The sequence below is a fragment of the Nocardioides faecalis genome (assembly GCF_018388425.1).
Classification (GTDB): domain Bacteria; phylum Actinomycetota; class Actinomycetes; order Propionibacteriales; family Nocardioidaceae; genus Nocardioides; species Nocardioides faecalis.
The window spans coordinates 3,469,598-3,488,283 of the sequence record NZ_CP074406.1; the positions used below are offsets into that span (position 1 = coordinate 3,469,598).

Here is an 18,686-nt window from a genome sequence, read left to right on the forward strand (position 1 = left end):
GCTCAGCCGCCGTCGACCTCCGGCGGCGCCTCGTGCTCGGGCAGGACGCTGCCGGCGGTCTCCTCGTCGACGAGCGCGAGCCGGCAGAACTCCTCACCGAACGGGGTGAGGTGCACGCTGCGCCGTACGACCTTGGCGAACCGCACCGAGCCCAGCGCGGCCTGCACGTCGGGCTGGGCCTCCAGCACCTGGTACTCCTGGTGGTCGGCCACCGGCTCGCGGGAGAGCCAGACCAGGCCGAGGCGGAACAGGTTGTTCAGGTACGACGGCACGTGGTCCACGTGGCGCAGCCCGGCCCGGGCGCCGATCATGTTCAACCCCGGCTCGATCAGCTGGCTGCCGACGATGCCGATCGGGCCGCCGGTGCGCACGTCCACGCTCGGCTGCGGACCCTCGCGCAGCAGCATCACCAGGATCCGCGCCTCGTCGGGCGCCAGGTCGTCGAGGATCCGGTCGAACGCCGGGTGCCGGTCGTCGCTGCTCCACACGTCACGGGAGCGCTCGAGCAGCTCGTGGCCGCGCTCGCGCAGGGAGGGGCCACCACGGCTCGTCCCGCCCTCGGCCGCGGGGCGGCGCCGCTCCGCATCGAGCGCCTCGCCGGCCTGCACCAGCGCAGACCCCACCGGCACGCCTTCGGAGACCTGGCGGGCGACCTCGCCGGCGGCGGTGACGTAGCCGGTGACGTCGTGGATCAGCGCGGCCGCCTCGTGCGCGTCCGTCGCCGCCCGGCCGAGCCGGCGGGCACTGCTCCGCGTGGCCCGCAGCCCCCAGCCGGCGGTGTGCAGCGCCACCGAGGACGCCACCCGCGCCAGTCCGGGCAGCGCCTCCACCACCTCCGGCGGCGGCTTCGGCAGCGGAAGCCGCAGGTTCGGCGCCAGGTACGGCGCCGCGGGGGCGGCCTGCTCCTCGGTCGCTCCGGGCACCTGGGCCGCCTCGGGCGCCTCAGGCCCCTCGGTCACCGGCGGCGCGGGCGGCACCGGCGACACCGGCGGCACGGGCGACACCGTCGGGGCGGGGACGTCGCGGGACTCGGCGCTGCGCTCCACCACCACGTCGTCCTCCCCCGCCTCGTTCGTCCGGCCGGTCCACCGGCCCGTGATCTGCTCCGTCACCGGCGCCACCTCCGCGCGGTGTCGTACGGCCTCAGGAGAACCACGGCACCCACCCCCAGCTGAAGACCCCCAGGTGCAGGAAGCCGCCGGCGGCGCCCATCACGGCGCCGTGCGCGTAGAGCATCCACTCGTCCTCCTTGATCGCCGAGCGCATCATCTCCACGAAGTCCCGCGGCGGGAGCTCCTTGGTGCGCTGGGCGAGGAGGATCCGGATCCGGTCGGCCTGCTGGCGGGAGAACTCGACGTCCTTGAACGGCACGATGGTGCGCCCGACCGCCTCGGCGGCGAACGACGTCTTGATCGAGTCGTAGCGCCGGCGGCCCACGGCCACGTTGACCGCCGGTCGCAGCGGGCCCGCGGCGCGGTCGATCGCGGGGCGCATCGCGGTGGCGATCATCTGGCGCGTGCGGTCACCGCGGGGTCCGTCCATCAGGAAGTCGCCGATCCGCTCGAGGGTGATCACGTCCTCGGCGATGATCCGGGCGTACACCTCGGCGCACTCGCTCTGGCGGCGCAGGAACAGTCCCTGCACCTTGATGCCGAGGATCCGCTTCTCCTCGGGCGGGTCGAAGATCAGCCACATGCCGAGCAGGTTGGTGACCCAGCCGACCACGACGCCGAGCAGCGGCAGCAGCCACCACACGTGCCAGGTCTGGTCGACGAACGCGACCGGGATGCCGAGGAGGAAGCCGAAGACGAAGCCGAAGGAGACCATCAGGTTCAGCTCGCGCTGCCCGACGTCCTTGAAGACCCGCACGACCAGGTCGGGGTTGGCCCGGAAGTGGTCGATGACCATGATCTTGGGGTCGAGCAGCTGGTCGATGTGCACACCGATCTCGTCGGTGATGGTCTTGACCACTCCCGGCAGCTGGGCCTGCACCCGGTCGACGACGGCCTGGCGCAGCCCGCGCGGCAGGTCGCGCCACAACCGCGGGTGCTCGCGCAGCATCACCTCGTCGACCAGCGCCGGCAGGTCCGGGCGGAAGACGGTGACGATGTGCTCGGCGATCCGGTCCGGCTCGAGCTGGGCGTAGAACTCCGCGGGCGTGCCGAGCTTGGCGATCACCTTGTCGACGGCGATGCTGCCCATCTTGGCGGCGCGGGCCGGGACGATGCCCTGCCAGCCGAGGCCGCCGTCCATCCAGCCGGGGATCTCCTGGGCCTTGCGGGGCAGCAGGCCGGCGACCTCGCGCAGCCCGGGCACCCGCACGCCGACGAAGGTGACCGGCTTGAACAGCATCCACAGGCCGGAGGCGTTGATCAGCCAGCCGACGATGCCGGTGAAGAGCGGGATGGTGAGGAACGCGAACCAGTTGACTCCGGCAGCCCAGTCCTCAAGCCAGCGCAGTACGGCGTCCACGCACACTCCTCGTCCCGCCAGTGCCGGACGAGTGCCCCATTGCCTCGCCGCTCCGACGCGCCGAGGTTAGTGCCTGTGGCGGCCGACGCACAGTGCCGTCCCGGTCACACCCCGAGTCGGGCCCGGGAGATGCACCGCGCGGCGGGTGCTCAGGGCCGGCGACGCCAGACGACCACGGCCTGCCCGGCCGTGGTGGCCCGCAGTGCGGGCAGGTTGCTGCGCGAGGGCTGCGGGGCTGCGGGGCTGCGGACCGCCTCGCGCAGCGCCTCGCGGGTGGCCTCGAGCTCGGCGACGAGCTCGGCGTTGCGGTCCCGCAGCGCCTCGACGGCGTTCTCGAGGTCGAGGATGCGGCGCACGCCCTCGATACCGATGCCCGCGGCGGTGAGGTCGGCGATCATCCGCAGCCGCTCGATGTCGCGGTAGGAGTAGCGGCGCCCGCCGCCGCCGGTGCGCCCGGGCGTGATCAGGCCGACCCGTTCGTAGGTGCGCAGCGTCTGCGGGTGCAGCCCGGAGAGCTGGGCGGCGACGCTGATCACGAAGACGGCCTCGTTCTCCCCCGGCGGGCCGGGGACACCCGCGCCACTCGCCGGCCGCGCGCGGGCGGTGTGGGCACCGGCCGCAGGAACCTGGTCGCCGCGGCCGCCGCTGCGGCCGTCCCGGCCGCCGGCGCGAGTGCCGGCGGCCATCAGTTCCCTGCCTCGAAGAGCCCGGCACGCAGCCGGGTGCCGGCGGTCGCGGCGGCGTAGGCCTCCAGCGCCTCCCGCGCGGCAGGGTCGAGGTGGCTGGGCACCTGGACCTGCACGGTGGCGAGCAGGTCGCCCTTCGTGCCGTCGGCCAGCGTGGCGCCCTTGCCGCGCACCCGGAACGTGCGCCCGTCGGGGGTCCCGGCGGGCACCCGCAGGGTGACCGGAGGCCCGTCCAGGGTGGGCACGGAGATCTCCGCGCCGAGCGCGAGCTCGGGGAAGGAGACCGGCACGTCGACGGTGAGGTGATTGCCCTTGCGGCCGAACACGCGGTGCGGGGCGACCTTGACGGTGACGTACAGGTCGCCCGCCGGGCCGCCGTTCTCACCGGGAGCGCCCTTGCCGCGCAGCCGGATCCGCTGTCCGTCCTTGACGCCGGCGGGCAGCTTGGCCTGGATCTTGCGGGTGGAGCGGCCGCGTCCCGATCCGTGGCAGGTGGGGCACGGCTCGTCGTACACGAGCTGGCGACCACCGCAGGCCGGGCAGGTCTCGTTCATCGAGAACGCCCCGCCGACCGAGGCCGTGACGAAGCCGGTGCCCTCACAGGTCGCGCACACGTGCGGGCGGGTGCCGGGCTTGCCGCCGGTGCCGTTGCAGGTGGGGCAGGCGGCGTCGGAGGCCAGGCGCAGCGAGACGGTGACGCCCTCGAGGGCGTCGGTGAAGCCGATGGTGGTGGAGGTCTCCTGGTCCGCGCCCCGGGTGGCGCGCGGCGCCCGGCGACCGCCGAAGCCTCCGCCGCCCCCGAACAGGTCCCCGAAGAGGTCGCCGAACCCGCCGCCGCCGCCGCGCTCGCGGAACAGGTCCTCCATGTTGACCCCGCCGCCACCGAAGCCACCGCCGCCGGCCGGGAAGCCGCCGCGGCTGAACAGCTCGCGGGCCTCGTCGTACTTCTTGCGCTTGTCGGCGTCGCCGAGGACGTCGTAGGCCTCGGCGACCGCCTTGAACTTCTCGTGCTTGGCGGTGTCGTCGGGGTTGGAGTCAGGGTGGTTGGCGCGGGCGAGCTTGCGGTAGGCCTTCTTGATCTCGTCCGCGGACGCGGTCTTGGCCACGCCGAGCTCGGCGTAGAAGTCCTTGGTGGCCCAGTCGGACCGGATCGTGTCGTCACTCATCGCGACTCCTCCCCCTTCCTCTCGTTGGTGTGGTCGGTGTTGTCATCCGCGCTGTCATCCGCGTTGTCATCCGCGGGCCATCCGCGCCGCGGCCGGTGTGCTGGCCGGTACGGCGACCGCGGGCGCTGCGCTCCCACGCAGTGTCGCGTGGCGCACCCGGGGTGACCGGGTGCGCCACGCGAGGTGCCACGACCTTCAGCCGTCGGCCGGGTCGACCACGAGGACCTGGGCGGCGCGCACGACGCGCTCGCCGATCTTGTAGCCGGCCTTGGCGACCACCTTGCAGGTGGTCACCTCGACGTCGGGGTCGGTGCCCACGTGGGACAGCGCCTCGTGGACCGTCGGGTCGAACGCGTCGCCCGGCGTACCGAACTTGACCAGGCCCAGCCCGGCGACGGTGTGCTCGAGCTGCTCGGCGACGGCCTTGAAGCCACCTTCGAGCGGCTCGTGCTCGCGGGCTCGGTCGATCGTGTCGAGGACCTCGACGATCGGAGCGAGCGCGGCGTACGTCGCGTTCTCCCGGATCAGCTCGCGGTCGCGCTCCACGCGGCGCTTGTAGTTGAGGAACTCCGCCTGCAGCCGCTGCAGGTCGAGCGTCCGCTCCTCCAGCGCCATCTTGGTGACGGCGAGCTCGTCGGCCTCCGGGTCGGGCTCGGCGGCCGGCTCGGCGCCGGCGTCCGGCTCCGAGCCGGCACCCTCGCCGGACTCGTCCGCGGCACCCGTCGCGCCCTCGGCGGCATCTGCCGCGTCGGGCGCCACGGCGCCGCCCTGCGGGGAGGGAGCCGTCCCGCCCTCGGCGGGCGGCCCCTCCTCCGGGTTCACGGAGCCGACGTTGTCGTCGCTCACTTGGTCTCGCCCTCGTCGTCGACGATCTCGGCCTCGACGACGTCGTCGTCGGCCTCGCCGGTGGCGCCGGTGGACCCGCCGGCCGCGGCCGAGTCGGCCTCGGCGGCGGCGTACATCGCCGCACCCATCTTCTGGCTGGACTCACCGAGCTTGCTGATCGCGGCGCTCAGCGCGTCGACGTCGGCCTCGGGGTCGGCGAGGACCTGCTTGAGCGCGTCCACGTCGGCGGTGACCTCGGTCTTGACCTCGTCGGGGATCTTGTCGCCGTTGTCGGTCAGGAACTTCTCGGTGGTGTAGACGAGCTGGTCGCCCTGGTTGCGGGCCTCGACGGCCTCGCGACGCTTGGCGTCCTCGGCCGCGAACTGCTCGGCCTCCTTGACCATGCGGTCGATCTCGTCCTTCGACAGCGAGCTGCCACCGGAGATGGTCATCGACTGCTCGCGGCCCGAGGCCTGGTCCTTGGCGGAGACGTGCACGATGCCGTTGGCGTCGATGTCGAAGGTGACCTCGATCTTCGGCACGCCGCGCGGGGCCGGCGGGAGGCCGGTGAGCTCGAAGTTGCCCAGCGGCTGGTTCTGCGACCAGATCGCGCGCTCGCCCTGGGCGACCTTGATCTCCACCGACGGCTGGTTGTCGTCGGCGGTGGTGAAGATCTCCGAGCGCTTGGTCGGGATCGTGGTGTTGCGCTCGATCAGGGTGGTGAACACGCCGCCCTTGGTCTCGATGCCGAGGCTGAGCGGGGTGACGTCGAGGAGCAGCACGTCCTTGACCTCACCGGCGAGGACACCGGCCTGCAGGGCGGCACCGACCGCGACGACCTCGTCGGGGTTGACGCCCTTGTTGGGCTCCTTGCCGCCGAGCAGCTCCTTGACCAGCTCGGTGACGGCCGGCATCCGGGTGGAGCCGCCGACCAGGACCACGTGGTCGATCTCGGAGAGCTTCAGCCCACCGTCGCGCAGCACGTTCTGCACCGGCGCCTTGGTCCGCTCGAGCAGGTCGGCGGTCAGCCGCTGGAACTCGGCGCGGGTCAGCCGCTCCTCGAAGTGCAGCGGGCCGTTCTCGCCGTGGGTGATGTAGGGCAGGTGGATGGTGGTGTCGGAGGAGGAGGAGAGCTCGATCTTCGCCTTCTCCGCGGCCTCCTGGAGGCGCTGGGCGGCGATCTTGTCCGCACCCAGGTCCACCCCGTTGGCGTCCTTGAACTTCTTGACCATCCACTGGACGATCGCGTGGTCCCAGTCGTCGCCACCGAGGTGGTTGTCACCGCTGGTGGCCTTGACCTCGACGACGCCCTCGCCGATCTCCAGCAGGGACACGTCGAACGTGCCGCCACCGAGGTCGTAGACGAGGATGGTCTGGTCGTCGCCCTTGTCCAGGCCGTAGGCCAGCGCGGCGGCGGTCGGCTCGTTGACGATCCGGTCGACCTTCAGGCCCGCGATCTCGCCGGCCTCCTTGGTGGCCTGGCGCTGGGCGTCGGAGAAGTACGCCGGGACGGTGATCACCGCGTTGGTGACCGTCTCGCCCAGGTACGCCTCGGCGTCGCGCTTGAGCTTCTGCAGGATGAACGCCGAGATCTGCTGCGGCGTGAAGTCCTTGTTGGTGGGCTCGCCGATGTGCTGGGTCCAGTCGGTGCCCATGTGGCGCTTGACCGAGCGGATGGTGCGGTCGACGTTGGTGACCGCCTGCCGCTTGGCGACCTCGCCGACGAGCACCTCGCCGCTCTTGGCGAAGGCGACGACCGACGGCGTGGTCCGGGCGCCCTCAGCGTTGGCGATGACCGTGGGCTCGCCGCCCTCGAGGACCGCGACGACGCTGTTCGTCGTACCGAGGTCGATGCCGACAGCTCGTGCCATGTTGATTCCTCCGTTGTGTGGTGCGTGATCCGGTCCGCGCGTCCCGCGGGGCGGGACGTCGAAGCAAGATAGTTGAGCCTGTTGGACTCAAGTCTGTCACAGGTCTCAACGGCACCTGGCCGGGGGTTGTTCCCGGCCGGCGGAGAAGTTTTCGGCGGGTCGCCGCAGAGGGCGCCGGGACGGCGCGGGCGGCGAACGACGGGGCGGCGGTCAGCCGACCTGGATGCGGATCTCGTTGCTCGCGATGTTGCGGTCGCGGTCGACGACGCGGAACCGGTTCAGCCCGGACTGGCCGGTGAAGATGTAGCTGGAGAACGTGCCGTTGGTGACGTTCACGCTGGCGGGGAACTCCGACCAGCCGCCGTCCTGCCAGCGCTCGACCCACAGGATCGCGCCCTCGCCGCCGGGGTAGACGCCGCTGAACTGGATCCGCTCGTCCGCGCGGACGGCGTTGGTGGCGGCCTGGAGCGAGATCTTCTCGGCGTCCTCGGACTCGCTCTCGGACTCCGAGGGCTCGGCCTCGGCCTCGCCCTCCTCCTCGGGGACGACCTCGTCGGCGCCGTCGGTGTGCAGCGTGATCCGGGGCCCGGTCTCCGAGGTCGTCTCCACCGGGCTGGGCAGGTACATCGACCCGCCGGTGGTGCTGCCGCCGGCAGCGGAGGCGTCGTCGCCGCCGAGGCCGAGCATGCGAGTGCCGGCGAGCGCGACGAGCGCCACCACCAGCCCGACCCCGAGCGCGACCGCGACCAGCGCCACCAGCCCGTTGATGACGGCTCGGTCCGCGCCTGGTCCGGGTCGCTGCTCGCTCACTCGGCCATTGTCCGGGAGGGTGGGTGAAATCAGAAACCGCGTGTCCAGACGACCTGTTCATACAGGCGCCGCGAGCGCCAGCCCGCCGGCGTGCGCACGAAGGTGTGGCGGTAGATGCCGCCGACCTCGACGACCCGCTCCCCGCCGCGGCCGTCCGAGATCCGCATTGGGTTGTCGAAGTAGGCCAGCACGTCGGCGGAGTCGTCGCCCTCGGCGAAGTCGAAGCCGACCTGGCCGACAGTGTGCAACCGATGGCGGGAGAACGCCGGCAGCGCCTCGGCCAGCCACGCCTTGACGGCCGGGTAGGCATCCACGACGCCACCGGACTCGGAGTAGTCGATGAGCGCGTCGGGCGTGAAGACCGTGTCCAGCAGGTCGAAGTCACCGGTGTCGACCGCGACGGTGTAGCGGGTCAGCGCATCGGTGATCTGCGCCCGGTCGATCAGCTCCTGCAGGTCCATGGATGCTCCTTTGCACGGTGTTGCACTGCCGGGCGCACCGCTTCCCAAGCGAATTTGTCGAGAATCCGGCCGATCGCGACAAATCTGCTTGGGAAGCGGTGCTCAGCGAGGCTCGAGTACGACGACCGGGATCTCCCGGTCGGTCCAGGACTGGTAGTTGTCGAAGTCGGCGTAGAGGTCGACCAGGCGCGGCCACAGCGCGGCCCGCTCGACCGGGTCGGCGACCCGGGCCCGCACCTTGCGGTCGCGCTCGCGGGGCAGGTGGATGGTGGTCTCCGGGTTCGCCAGCAGGTTGTGGAACCACTGCGGGTTCTTCGGCAGCCCGCCCTGGGAGGCGACCACGACGGTGCGCGGGCCGTCGGGCAGGTAGAGCAGCGGGGTGGTGAACCGCTTGCCGCTCTTGCGACCGACGTGGTCGAGCAGCAGCACCGGGACCGGCTTCTTCCAGCCCGCCCCGATCCGCCACGTCGCGCCGATCCGCCCGTTGGTCAGCCGGAAGAGCGCGACGTTGCCCTTGGCGCCGTACTTGATGAGCGAGGCGACGATCGGCTTGTCGAGTCCTTGCGGCTTCTCCTTGGGCAGCGCCATGGGCTCACTCTGGCACAAACCTAGAACACGTTCTACTGTGCGGGGATGCGCTTCTCCTTCGCGGAGGGCATGACCCATGCCCGCTACTACGCGCCCCTGGCCCAGGCCTGCGAGACCAACGGCTTCACCTCGATGACGATCGCGGACAGCCTGATCTATCCGAAGGAGTCGGACTCCAAGTACCCCTACACCGACACCGGGGACCGGGAGTTCCTGCTCGGCAAGGAGTTCATCGAGACCTTCATCCTGTGCGCGCACCTGTTCGCGGTGACCGAGACGCTGCGGCTCACCCCGTTCGTGCTCAAGCTGCCGGTGCGCCCGCCGGTGCTGGCGGCCAAGCAGGCCTCCTCCCTGGCGTTCCTGTCCGGCAACCGGCTCGGCCTGGGTGTCGGGCTCTCGCCGTGGCCCGAAGACTTCGCCGCCCTCGGCGTGCCGTGGGAGCGCCGCGGCAAGCGGATGGACGAGTGCATGGACATCCTGCGCGGGCTCACCCAGCCCGGCGAGGAGCCGACCTTCTTCGGCTACGACGGCGAGTTCTTCTCCTTCGAGCCGCTGCAGCAGTGCCCCGCCCCGACCGAGCGGATCCCGCTGCTGGTCGGCGGCCACTCGGACGCGGCCCTGCGCCGCGCCGTGCGCAAGGGCGACGGCTGGATGCACGCCGGCGGCGACGGCGAGGAGCTCGACCGCCTCCTCGACCGGCTCGCCGAGATCCGCAAGGAGGAGGGCGACGACCGCGACGACTTCGAGGTGCACGTCATCTCCTACGACGCCTACACCCCCGACGGCGTACGACGCCTCGAGGACCGCGGCGTCACCGACTGCATCGTGGGCTTCCGGATCCCCTACATCCAAGGCCCCGACCCCGAGCCGCTGGAGAAGAAGGTCGCTCACCTCGAGCAGTACGCCGAGAGCGTGATCGCGAAGGTGAACGGGTGAGCGCCGCTCCCCCCGGCAGCCTGGGCCTGACCGCGCCGCTGACCGAGGCGATCACCGAGGCGGAGGAGCTGATCGCCAACGCGCCGTTCATCCGCACCGAGGCGGACCGGCTCGAGGGCTACGACTACCTCGCCGGCCGGATCCGGATGGCGATGCAGACGGCGTTCGACTACGACCTCGCCCAGCCGCTGTTCATCAACCCCACCCACCAGTTCTCCCGCCAGGGCCTGGACAACCCGGACGCGATCTACTTCTACGCCTACCTCGTCGAGGGCGCCGAGTACGTCGTCCGCGGCCGTCGCGGCACGTCGGCGGACCTGTCGTTCCAGGTGATGGGCGGCGGCTACAGCGCCGACTCCGCACCGCCGTCGCTGCTGGCGTTCGACGACCGCGAGCTCGACATCGCCGAGGACGGCTCGTTCGAGTTCACCTACGTCGCCGAGCCGGGCGCGAAGACGCTGATCGTGCGCGAGGTCTTCAACGACTGGGACGCCGAGACCCGCGGCACGCTCACCATCGAGCGCACCGACACGATCGGGAAGCCGCGGGCGCCGCTGACCGAGGCACTGCTGCGCAAGAAGTACGAGGTGGCGGCCCGCTCGCTGGTCGGCTCCATCCAGACGTGGTTCGCGTTCCCGCACTTCTTCCAGTACAAGGAGCCGGTCAACACCCTCACCGTCCCGGCGTCCACGCCGGGCGGGCTGCCGTCGCAGTTCTCCTCGATCGGGCACTACGAGCTCGCCGAGGACGAGGCGATGGTGGTGACGGTGCCGGTGTGCGAGGACTGCGCCTACCAGGCGATCCAGATCGGCTCGGACTGGTACGCCTCCACCGACTACGAGACCCACCAGACCTCGCTGACCAAGGCACAGGCGGTGGCGGGCGACGACGGTCTGCTGCGGTTCGTGATCTCCGAGCGCCCACCGGGACCGGGCGGCTCCCCGAGTGCCAACTGGCTGGAGACGCTGGGGCACCGCACCGGGCCGATCATGCTGCGCTGGCAGCAGCTGAGCCGCCCCCTGGGCGCCGCGGACGGCCCCGTGGTGGAGGTGATGAAGGTGGACGAGGTGCCGGCGCGGGTGCCGGGGATCGTCGGCCTCACCGAGGATGAGCACACCGCCCGGATCGCCGCGCGGCAGCGGGCCGTGGCGCGCCGGATGATCAGCTGACGCCCGGCGCCACGGCGGGTCGCAAAGCGCCGCCGAGCACGGGTCGGGCGTGTGAGGATCGCGGCATGGACGAACGCATCGCACTCGACCTGCCCGACGGCCGCGTGCTGGACGTGCGCGTCTCCGGGCCCGCGGACGGGGTCCCGCTGCTGTGGCACCACGGCACGCCGGGCTGCAGCCTGCAGACCCGCGCGATGGCGGCGGCGACCGCGGAGCGCGGGCTGCGGCTGGTCACCTACTCCCGCGCCGGCGCGGTCGGCTCCACCCGGCGGCCGGGACGTCTGGTCGCGGACGTCGCCGACGACATGGCCGCGGTCGCCGACCACCTGGGCGTCGAGGAGTTCCTGACCGGCGGCGCCTCCGGCGGCGGTCCGCACGCGCTGGCCACCGGCGCGGGTCTCCCCGACCGGGTGCTGGCCGTGCTCGCCGTGTGCTGCGTGAAGCCGTACGTCGACCAGCCGGACTTCCTGGACGGCATGGGCGCCGACAACGTCGAGGAGTTCGGGCTCGCACTGCAGGGCGAGGAGGCGCTGATGCCGTTCCTCGAGCGGGAACGCGAGGCCGTCCTCGCCACGGACGCCGAGGGCGTCGTCGCGACCATGGCGTCCCTGCTGCCCGACGTCGACCGCGCCGTGCTGACCAGTGAGGTGGGCGAGGACCTCGTCACCGGACTGAAGAGCGGCGTGCAGGAGCTGTACGGGTGGTTGGACGACGACCTGGCGTTCACCCGCGACTGGGGCTTCGCCCTCGACGATCTCTCCGTGCCGTCCTACCTGTGGCAGGGCAGCGAGGACCTCATGGTGCCGTTCCACCACGGCGAGTGGCTCGCCGCCCGCATCCCGGGCGTCGTGCCGCACCTGGTGCCGGGCGAGGGCCACCTGTCCATCGCGGTCGGCTCCTTCGGCCCGATGCTGGACGAGCTGCTCGCCCACGTCCCGCGCAGCTGACTCCTTCCCCAAAACTGGAACACGTTCTAGTGTGTCCGCCATGGTGGACCTGCTGACCGACAAGGTCGTCGTGCTGTCCGGAGTCGGCCCCGGCCTGGGGCGTGCCCTGGGCGAGGAGGCCGCGAAGATGGGGGCGGACCTGGTGCTGGCCAGCCGGACCCCGAAGCGGCTGGAGAAGATGGCCGAGGTGGTCCGCGCGCACGGGCGCCGTGCGCTCGTCGTACCGACCGACATCACCGACGAGGACGCCCGGCAAGCGCTCGTGGACGCGGCGGTGGCCGAGTTCGGCAAGGTCGACTGCCTGATCAACAACGCCTTCGGCATCCCGCCGATGGACCCGCTCACCACCTTGGACCTGGACGGGCTGCGCACCGCCAACGAGACGAACGTGTTCGCGCCGCTGCGGCTGTCCGCGCTGTTCGCCGACGCCCTCGCGCAGACCGACGACAAGCCCGGCGGCTCGGTGATCATGGTCAACTCCTGCGTGCTCTACTCCAGCCAGCCGGAGTACGCCGGCTACAAGCTGTCCAAGGGGGCGCTCGAGCACCTCGCCTCCTCGCTGGCCACCGAGCTCGGGCCGCGCGGGATCCGGGTCAACAGCGTCGCGCCGTCCTACATCTACGAGGACGTGAACAAGGCCTACTTCGACTGGATCGCCTCCGAGACCGGCCGCACCCACGCCGAGGTGTACGCCGAGAAGGCCGCGCCCACCGACCTCAAGCGGCTCGCCACGCCCGATGAGGTGGCGCGGGCGACGCTGTTCCTGGCCTCCGACCTCGCCTCCGCGGTGACCGGGCAGATCCTCAACGTCGACTGCGGGGAGTTCCACGCATGAGCGAGCCGCGGCGGCGTGCGGACGTCGGCAGCTACGAGGACATCTGCACCGCGGCGGTGCGCACCACCGGGCTCAGCGACTTCGGCGGGCCGGGCGAGCGGGAGCACGAGGAGGGCCTGCGGCTGCTGGTCGACGACCTCGCCTCCCCGGAGGCCGGGCTGACCGAGGTCGGCAACTACTTCCACCGCGCGCAGGTGAAGAGCGCGCTGGTCGGGCGGCTGATGACCCAGGCGCGGTTCACCGAGTTCCCGCAGCACCGTGACGTGGTGATCGAGCGGCCGATCTTCGTGGTCGGGCTGCCCCGTACCGGCACCACCGCCCTGCACCGGTTGTTGTGCGCCGACCCCGCACACCAGGGCCTGGAGGCGTGGCTGACGGAGTTCCCGCAGCCGCGCCCGCCGCGAGCGACCTGGGAGGACGACCCGATCTTCGCCGCGATGCAGGCGGCCTTCCACCAGCACCACGTCACCAACCCCGAGTTCATGGGGATCCACTACATGGATGCCACCTCGGTCGAGGAGTGCTGGCGGCTGCTGCGCCAGACCGGCAAGTCGATCTCCTTCGAGTCCCTGGCCAACGTGCCGCGCTACTCGGCCTGGCTGGCCGAGCAGGACTGGACCGACGCCTACGCCCGGCACCGGCAGAACCTGCAGCTGATCGGGCTCAACGACACCGACAAGCGGTGGGTGCTGAAGAACCCCTCGCACCTGGTCGCCCTGGACGCGCTGATGACCGTCTACCCCGACGCGCTCGTCGTGATGACCCAGCGCGACCCGGTGACCTCGATCGCCTCGGCCTGCTCGCTGTCGGCGGAGGCCACCGCGGACACCTCGACGACCTTCGTGGGCAAGACCATCGGCCGCACCCAGCTCGACATGCTCTCGCGCTCCTGGCACACGTTCTGGGACACCCGCGAGAAGTACGACGCGGGCCAGTTCTTCGACGTCGACTACCGCGCGTTCGTCTCCGACCCCGTCGGCACCGTGGGCGCGATCTACGACGCGTTCGGCATCGAGTGGTCACCGGCCGCCCGGGCCGAGGTCTCCCGGATCGACGCGGAGTCGCGCACCGGGCGGGCCCGGCCCGCGCACCGCTACGAGCTGGCCGACTACGGCCTGGACGAGGACACGGTGCGGGCGGCCTTCGCCCGCTGAGGACGAGCCCGCAGGCTCAGGCCTGGCAGAGGCAGAACGGGTGCCCGGCCGGGTCCAGGAAGACGCGGAAGGACGTCCCGGGCTGGTGCGCGTGCTTGGTCGCCCCCAGCCCCAGCACGGCGGCCTCGCCCTCGTCGAGGTCGTCCACGTCGACGTCGACGTGGAACTGCTGCGGCACCTCCTGCCCGGGCCAGCTCGGCGCCTGGAAGCCCTCCACGCGCTGGAAGTGCAGGTAGTGGTCTCCGGAGCTGATCGTGGCCCAGCCTCCGTCCTCGGCCAGCGACGGGGACCAGCCGAGGACGGCGCCGTAGAACTCGGCGAGCACCGCCGGGTCGGGACAATCGAGGACGACGTGGGGATTGCGTGCGATAGCCATGCGCCGACGCTAGGCCCCAGCGCCGACAACGACCAGGGTTCTCGGCACAACCGCGCACCCAGGCGGCGATCCACAGGCAGGCAGCGGCGCGGTTTGCCCGGCCGCGGCACCGGCCGACACTCCCGGCGACCCCCACGGACCAGCCCCGGGAGACGCCATGTCCCAGCTCCACCACCCCGCCGGCGACATCACCCTCGCCGTGCCCCGGCACTGGCGGCGGCGCAGCGACCCCGCCCGCGGCGTGGTGCTCGCCGCCCGCGCCCGCGAGCTGCCGGCCAGCGGACTGGCCCCGGAGCTCGTGCTGCGGGCGGTGCCGATCACCTCGGGCCTCGACGCGTGGCGCACCGAGGCGACGGCGCTGCTCGCCGCTCAGCTCGCGGACTTCGAGCTGGAGGACGCGGAGCGCTACGACCTCGGCGGCGAGGAGGTCGACTACCGCCGCTTCGGCCACCGGGTCGGTGACGTGGCGGTCGTGTGCGACCAGTGGGCCTGGGCCCTCGGGGACCTGGGCGTGACGCTGACCGGCTCGGTGGCCCGGGAGGACTACCTGGACTACGGCGACGTCTTCGAGGAGGTCGCGACGACGGTGCGCATCCCGGGCGCGGCCGGATGGGAGCCCTGAGCCCCTGCCATCCGAGGGGCCGTCCGCAGCCCTCAGCGCTCGGGGTCGAGCAGGGTCTCCGGGCCGGCTCGGCCGAGCAGGATCCGCAGCGCCTGCGTCCACCGCTCGCGCAGCACCAGGGGCAGGTCGGTGTCGCGCAGCCGGTCCGCGCCGCCGGAGAGCAGGGTGGTCATCACGATCCCGGTGAGCGCGTCGATGGTGAGGGTGACCAGGGTGGCCGCCCGCGGATCCGCGGCGAGCTCGTCGCCGAGGGCGGCGACGAACAGCTCGTGCGTGGCGCTCATCAGGCCCGCCTCGTGCGGGCGCAGCGCCGTACGCAGCTCGGCGTCGGTGCGACCGGCGACCCACAGCTCCAGCGCCGCCAGGAACGTGTCGCTGGTCAGGTCGGTCCAGACCAGCTCGACCAGCGTCTCGATCCGGTCCGCGTCGGCCGGCACCTGCTCGAGCGCGGCCCGGGTGGCGGCCAGGCGCTGCTCGACGACGTGCGCGGTGGCGGCCACCATCAGCTCGGCCTTGGTCGGGAAGTGGTGCTGCACGGTGCCGCGCCCGGCGCCGCTGCGCTCCTGGATCGCGGTGATCGAGGTGGCGGCGTACCCCTCGCGCAGCAGGCACTCGACCGCCGCGGCCAGCAGCCGGGCTCGGGTCTCGGTGCGGCGCTCGTCCTGGGAGCGGCGCGCTGCCTTCCTCGCCATGCGCTGCACCCTACCCACATTTCCAGTACGCTCATATTGTTTGTTCGTCCCCGCTGCCCCGAAGGACCCCGATGGACCTGCGCAAGGACCTCCGCAAGACCCGCAAGCAGATGCGCGCCGCCGCCACCACGGCCCGCTGGTTCGCCGACAACCCTGCGGTCGTGCGCGACCTCGCCGTGGGCGCCGTGCGGGCCAAGATCGGGCGCGGCGAGGCCGACACCGGCACGAGCGCCGCCGCCGCGGCGGCCGGAGACCGGGTCGTCCCCGCCGGTCTCGCCGACTTCGACCGGCAGGTCTCCGCCTCCGCCGACTCCCCCGCCACGCCTGCACAGATCCGCGCCCTGGCCGGCGACCTCAGCCTGCTGCCGCAGTGGATGACCATCCACGGCGGCTTCCGCGGCGCCGCGCCCACCGGCGCCGCCGCCGGCGTCACCTACACCCAGCAGCTGAAGATCATGGGCGTGCCCGCCGAGATCGCCTGGGAGGTCACCCAGGCCGACGACACCACCGTCGGGCTCTTCGGCACCGGACCGATGGGCCTGAGCCTGGGCCTGTGGCTCAGCGTCGAGGCGACGCCGGAGGGCACCCGCGCCTGGATCGACGCCGGCATGGGCGGCGAGCCGCTGCGCGGCCCGATGGGCGCCACCATCTCCAAGACCGTCGGCGCCGAGATGGCCGACTCCCTGGCACAGCTGGTCGCGCTGCACGAGGCCGGCGTGGAGGGCAAGGGCGGCACCGGTGCGGCACCGGTCACCCACCGCCGCACCGGCCGGGTGCTCGACCCGAGCACCCCGGTGATCGTCGGCGTCGGCCAGGTCGTCCAGCGCACCCCGGACCCCACCAAGGACCCCGCCACGCTCGCCGCCCAGGCGCTGCGCCAGGCCGCCGACGACGCCGGCGCGCCCGGCCTGCTGCAGGCCGCCGACGCGGTGTACGCCGTCTCCAGCGCGTCGTACACCTATGGCGACCAGGCCCGCGCCACCGCCGACGCGCTCGGCATCTCCCCGGAGCGGACCGTGCAGTCGGTGCCGTTCGGCGGTGACTCCGGCCAGGTGCTCGTCAACGCCGCCGCCGAGGCGGTCGCCGCCGGCGACGCCTCCGTCGTCCTGGTCTGCGGCGCCGAGGCCGGTGCCTCCTTCGCCCACGCGCAGAAGCAGGGCGTCGAGGTCGACTGGCCCGAGCAGCCGGCCGGCACGAAGCCCGACCAGGTGCTCGGCAACGACCGCGACGCCAACAACGAGGCCGAGGCGCAGGCCGGGCTGATGGCGCCGATCTACGTCTACGCCCTGCTCGAGAACGCGATGCGGGCCAAGCTCGGCAACAGCCGCGAGGAGCACCAGGCCCGGATCACCGGCCTGTGGTCGCGCTACTCCGAGATCGCCGCCGCCAACCCCTACGCCTGGCAGCCCGAGGCGTACACCCCCGAGCAGCTGGCCACCGCGGACGCGGACAACCGGATGATCTCCGCGCCGTACTCCAAGCTGCTGTGCGCCAACATGACCGTGGACCTGGCCAGCGGCATCATCGTCACCTCCGTCGCCGCCGCCGAGGCCGCCGGCATCGACCAGGACCTGTGGGTCTTCCCCCAGGTCGGCGCCTCCGGGCACGACGAGTGGTTCGTCTCCGAGCGAGGCGACCTGGCCTCCTCCCCGGCGATCCGCGCCCTCGGCACCGCCGCGCTGCAGCACGCCGGGCTGAGCATCGACGACGTCCGGCACGTGGACCTCTACTCCTGCTTCCCCGTCGCGGTGCAGATCGCCGCCAGCGAGCTGGGCCTGCCGCTGGACGACCCCGAGCGTCCGCTCAGCCTGACCGGCGGCCTGACGTTCGGCGGCGGACCGGGCAACAACTACGGCGGGCACAACATCGCCGCGATGGTCGCCGCGCTGCGCCAGGACCCGGGCGGCTACGGCCTGACCACCTCGCTGGGCTGGTACGTCACCAAGCACGCCCTGGGCCTGTACTCCACCGAGCCGCCGGCCGCACCGTTCGAGTTCCTGCACCCGGTGCTGGACCCCGAGCCGAGCCGCCCGGCGCTGCTGGGCTACTCCGGTCCCGCGGTGGTGGAGTCGTACACGGTGATCTACGACCGCGACAACACCCCGTCGACCGCGATCGTCTCGGCGATCACCCCTGAGGGTGCCCGGGTGCTGGTGCGCAGCGAGGAGCCGGGCGTGGCCACCGAGCTCGCCACCGCCGACCCGCTCGGCTGGCAGGTCGAGGTGTCCGGCAGCAAGCAGCTCACCGTCACCGGCCGCGAGCCGGTCGAGGTGCCGGCGGTGCCGGAGCCCACGGTGCTGGTCGAGAAGCGCGGCGCCGTACGGGTCATCACCTTGAACCGGCCGCACCGGCGCAACGCGATCGACCACCCCACCGCCGAGCTGCTGGAGCGGGTCGTGGACGCCTTCGAGGCCGACCCCACCGCCAAGGTCGCGATCCTGACCGGCGCCGGCGGCACGTTCAGCGCCGGCATGGACCTCAAGGCCGCTGCCGGCGGACAGTTCCCGCTCACGGAGCGACGCGGACCGCTGGGCATCACCGGTGCGCCCATCCGCAAGCCGGTGATCGCCGCGGTCGAGGGCCACGCCCTGGCCGGCGGGTGCGAGCTGGCGCTGGTCGCGGACCTGATCGTGGCCTCCACCGAGTCCCAGTTCGGCCTGCCCGAGCCCAAGCGCGGCCTGGTCGCCGCCGCCGGCGGGGTGCTGCGCCTGGCGCAGCGGCTGCCGCGCAACGTGGCGATGGAGATGGTGCTCAGCGGCGACCCGCAGCCGGCCACCCGGATGGCCGAGCTCGGCCTGGTCAACCGGCTCGCCGAGCCCGGCAAGGTGCTCGACGCGGCACTGGAGCTCGCCGAGCAGATCCTGCGCAACGCCCCGATCTCGCTCGAGGTCGGCAAGCAGATCATCACCGAGAGCCCGGACTGGAGCCGCGAGGAGGAGTTCGCCCGCCAGTCCGACCTCGCCGGTCGCGCCCTGTTCTCCGACGACGCCACCGAGGGGGTCGCCGCGTTCGCCGAGAACCGCGACCCGGTGTGGACCGGGCGCTGAGGCGACGGGGCCGTGCACCGCTGAAGCAC

General features: G+C 72.4%; 18 protein-coding genes. 7 read left to right on the plus strand and 11 right to left on the minus strand.

Going from position 1 to position 18,686, the window contains the following annotated elements:
- Window positions 1–2 precede the first annotated feature (2 nt).
- From KG111_RS16340 to KG111_RS16380, 9 genes are all read right to left on the minus strand, one after another.
- Window positions 3–1,112 (minus strand): Abi-alpha family protein, encoded by a 1,110-nt coding sequence (locus KG111_RS16340; RefSeq protein ID WP_205289815.1) that lies wholly within the window; start codon window positions 1,110–1,112, stop codon window positions 3–5.
- A gap of 31 nt (window positions 1,113–1,143) precedes the next feature.
- On the minus strand, window positions 1,144–2,472 hold the full coding sequence (locus KG111_RS16345) for a DUF445 domain-containing protein (protein ID WP_249666183.1): 1,329 nt from the start codon (window positions 2,470–2,472) through the stop codon (window positions 1,144–1,146).
- Window positions 2,473–2,621: 149 nt separating this feature from the next.
- A complete protein-coding gene (locus KG111_RS16350; protein WP_205289817.1) occupies window positions 2,622–3,158 on the minus strand; it encodes a heat shock protein transcriptional repressor HspR in 537 nt (178 codons plus the stop codon).
- Window positions 3,158–4,324: a molecular chaperone DnaJ gene (dnaJ, locus tag KG111_RS16355; RefSeq protein ID WP_205289818.1), complete on the minus strand. Its 1,167-nt coding sequence runs from the start codon at window positions 4,322–4,324 to the stop codon at window positions 3,158–3,160. The genes KG111_RS16350 and dnaJ overlap by 1 nt, the downstream gene beginning before the upstream one ends.
- 195 nt (window positions 4,325–4,519) lie before the next feature.
- The gene (gene grpE / locus KG111_RS16360; RefSeq protein WP_249666184.1) at window positions 4,520–5,170 is read right to left on the minus strand and encodes a nucleotide exchange factor GrpE; all 651 of its coding nucleotides are present in this window, start codon (window positions 5,168–5,170) and stop codon (window positions 4,520–4,522) included.
- Window positions 5,167–7,020 carry a molecular chaperone DnaK gene (gene dnaK, locus KG111_RS16365; RefSeq protein WP_205289819.1) on the minus strand — a complete coding sequence of 618 codons (1,854 nt, stop codon included), beginning with the start codon at window positions 7,018–7,020 and terminating at the stop codon, window positions 5,167–5,169. Before dnaK ends, grpE begins: the two co-directional genes overlap by 4 nt.
- 210 nt (window positions 7,021–7,230) lie before the next feature.
- On the minus strand, window positions 7,231–7,830 hold the full coding sequence (locus tag KG111_RS16370; RefSeq protein WP_205289820.1) for a hypothetical protein: 600 nt from the start codon (window positions 7,828–7,830) through the stop codon (window positions 7,231–7,233).
- Window positions 7,831–7,859: 29 nt separating this feature from the next.
- Window positions 7,860–8,291 carry a nuclear transport factor 2 family protein gene (locus KG111_RS16375; protein ID WP_205289821.1) on the minus strand — a complete coding sequence of 144 codons (432 nt, stop codon included), beginning with the start codon at window positions 8,289–8,291 and terminating at the stop codon, window positions 7,860–7,862.
- Window positions 8,292–8,393: 102 nt separating this feature from the next.
- On the minus strand, window positions 8,394–8,879 hold the full coding sequence (locus KG111_RS16380; protein WP_205289822.1) for a nitroreductase family deazaflavin-dependent oxidoreductase: 486 nt from the start codon (window positions 8,877–8,879) through the stop codon (window positions 8,394–8,396).
- A gap of 45 nt (window positions 8,880–8,924) precedes the next feature.
- On the opposite strand from KG111_RS16380, the gene KG111_RS16385 reads away from it, so the two are divergent.
- From KG111_RS16385 to KG111_RS16405, 5 genes are all read left to right on the plus strand, one after another.
- The gene (locus KG111_RS16385; RefSeq protein ID WP_205289823.1) at window positions 8,925–9,815 is read left to right on the plus strand and encodes a TIGR03619 family F420-dependent LLM class oxidoreductase; all 891 of its coding nucleotides are present in this window, start codon (window positions 8,925–8,927) and stop codon (window positions 9,813–9,815) included.
- Window positions 9,812–10,984 carry a hypothetical protein gene (locus KG111_RS16390; protein WP_249666185.1) on the plus strand — a complete coding sequence of 391 codons (1,173 nt, stop codon included), beginning with the start codon at window positions 9,812–9,814 and terminating at the stop codon, window positions 10,982–10,984. Before KG111_RS16385 ends, KG111_RS16390 begins: the two co-directional genes overlap by 4 nt.
- A gap of 65 nt (window positions 10,985–11,049) precedes the next feature.
- The gene (locus KG111_RS16395; RefSeq protein ID WP_205289824.1) at window positions 11,050–11,931 is read left to right on the plus strand and encodes an alpha/beta fold hydrolase; all 882 of its coding nucleotides are present in this window, start codon (window positions 11,050–11,052) and stop codon (window positions 11,929–11,931) included.
- Window positions 11,932–11,971: 40 nt separating this feature from the next.
- Window positions 11,972–12,766 carry an SDR family oxidoreductase gene (locus tag KG111_RS16400; RefSeq protein ID WP_205289825.1) on the plus strand — a complete coding sequence of 265 codons (795 nt, stop codon included), beginning with the start codon at window positions 11,972–11,974 and terminating at the stop codon, window positions 12,764–12,766.
- Window positions 12,763–13,920 carry a sulfotransferase family protein gene (locus KG111_RS16405; protein WP_205289826.1) on the plus strand — a complete coding sequence of 386 codons (1,158 nt, stop codon included), beginning with the start codon at window positions 12,763–12,765 and terminating at the stop codon, window positions 13,918–13,920. Before KG111_RS16400 ends, KG111_RS16405 begins: the two co-directional genes overlap by 4 nt.
- 16 nt (window positions 13,921–13,936) lie before the next feature.
- On the opposite strand, the gene KG111_RS16410 is transcribed toward KG111_RS16405, so the two are convergent.
- On the minus strand, window positions 13,937–14,296 hold the full coding sequence (locus KG111_RS16410) for a VOC family protein (RefSeq protein WP_205289827.1): 360 nt from the start codon (window positions 14,294–14,296) through the stop codon (window positions 13,937–13,939).
- Between the two features lie 157 nt (window positions 14,297–14,453).
- On the opposite strand from KG111_RS16410, the gene KG111_RS16415 reads away from it, so the two are divergent.
- The gene (locus KG111_RS16415; protein ID WP_205289828.1) at window positions 14,454–14,918 is read left to right on the plus strand and encodes a hypothetical protein; all 465 of its coding nucleotides are present in this window, start codon (window positions 14,454–14,456) and stop codon (window positions 14,916–14,918) included.
- A 32-nt stretch (window positions 14,919–14,950) separates the two neighbouring features.
- On the opposite strand, the gene KG111_RS16420 is transcribed toward KG111_RS16415, so the two are convergent.
- Entirely contained in the window at window positions 14,951–15,610 is a 660-nt protein-coding gene (locus KG111_RS16420) for a TetR/AcrR family transcriptional regulator (RefSeq protein WP_205289829.1), read from the minus strand.
- A 71-nt stretch (window positions 15,611–15,681) separates the two neighbouring features.
- On the opposite strand from KG111_RS16420, the gene KG111_RS16425 reads away from it, so the two are divergent.
- Window positions 15,682–18,657, plus strand: coding sequence for a type II toxin-antitoxin system Rv0910 family toxin (locus tag KG111_RS16425; protein ID WP_205289830.1), 2,976 nt, complete (start codon window positions 15,682–15,684; stop codon window positions 18,655–18,657).
- Window positions 18,658–18,686: the final 29 nt, after the last annotated feature.

Excerpts from the sequence above, each read along its gene's own strand:
- KG111_RS16405 (WP_205289826.1), top strand. The coding sequence starts at position 12,763 with ATGAGCGAGCCGCGGCGGCGTGCGGACGTCGGCAGCTACGAGGACATC.
- KG111_RS16400 (WP_205289825.1), top strand. The coding sequence starts at position 11,972 with ATGGTGGACCTGCTGACCGACAAGGTCGTCGTGCTGTCCGGAGTCGGC.
- KG111_RS16385 (WP_205289823.1), top strand. The coding sequence starts at position 8,925 with ATGCGCTTCTCCTTCGCGGAGGGCATGACCCATGCCCGCTACTACGCG.
- KG111_RS16380 (WP_205289822.1), bottom strand. The coding sequence starts at position 8,879 with ATGGCGCTGCCCAAGGAGAAGCCGCAAGGACTCGACAAGCCGATCGTC.
- KG111_RS16375 (WP_205289821.1), bottom strand. The coding sequence starts at position 8,291 with ATGGACCTGCAGGAGCTGATCGACCGGGCGCAGATCACCGATGCGCTG.
- KG111_RS16415 (WP_205289828.1), top strand. The coding sequence starts at position 14,454 with ATGTCCCAGCTCCACCACCCCGCCGGCGACATCACCCTCGCCGTGCCC.
- KG111_RS16395 (WP_205289824.1), top strand. The coding sequence starts at position 11,050 with ATGGACGAACGCATCGCACTCGACCTGCCCGACGGCCGCGTGCTGGAC.
- KG111_RS16425 (WP_205289830.1), top strand. The coding sequence starts at position 15,682 with ATGGACCTGCGCAAGGACCTCCGCAAGACCCGCAAGCAGATGCGCGCC.
- KG111_RS16420 (WP_205289829.1), bottom strand. The coding sequence starts at position 15,610 with ATGGCGAGGAAGGCAGCGCGCCGCTCCCAGGACGAGCGCCGCACCGAG.
- KG111_RS16410 (WP_205289827.1), bottom strand. The coding sequence starts at position 14,296 with ATGGCTATCGCACGCAATCCCCACGTCGTCCTCGATTGTCCCGACCCG.
- dnaJ (WP_205289818.1), bottom strand. The coding sequence starts at position 4,324 with ATGAGTGACGACACGATCCGGTCCGACTGGGCCACCAAGGACTTCTAC.
- KG111_RS16350 (WP_205289817.1), bottom strand. The coding sequence starts at position 3,158 with ATGGCCGCCGGCACTCGCGCCGGCGGCCGGGACGGCCGCAGCGGCGGC.
- dnaK (WP_205289819.1), bottom strand. The coding sequence starts at position 7,020 with ATGGCACGAGCTGTCGGCATCGACCTCGGTACGACGAACAGCGTCGTC.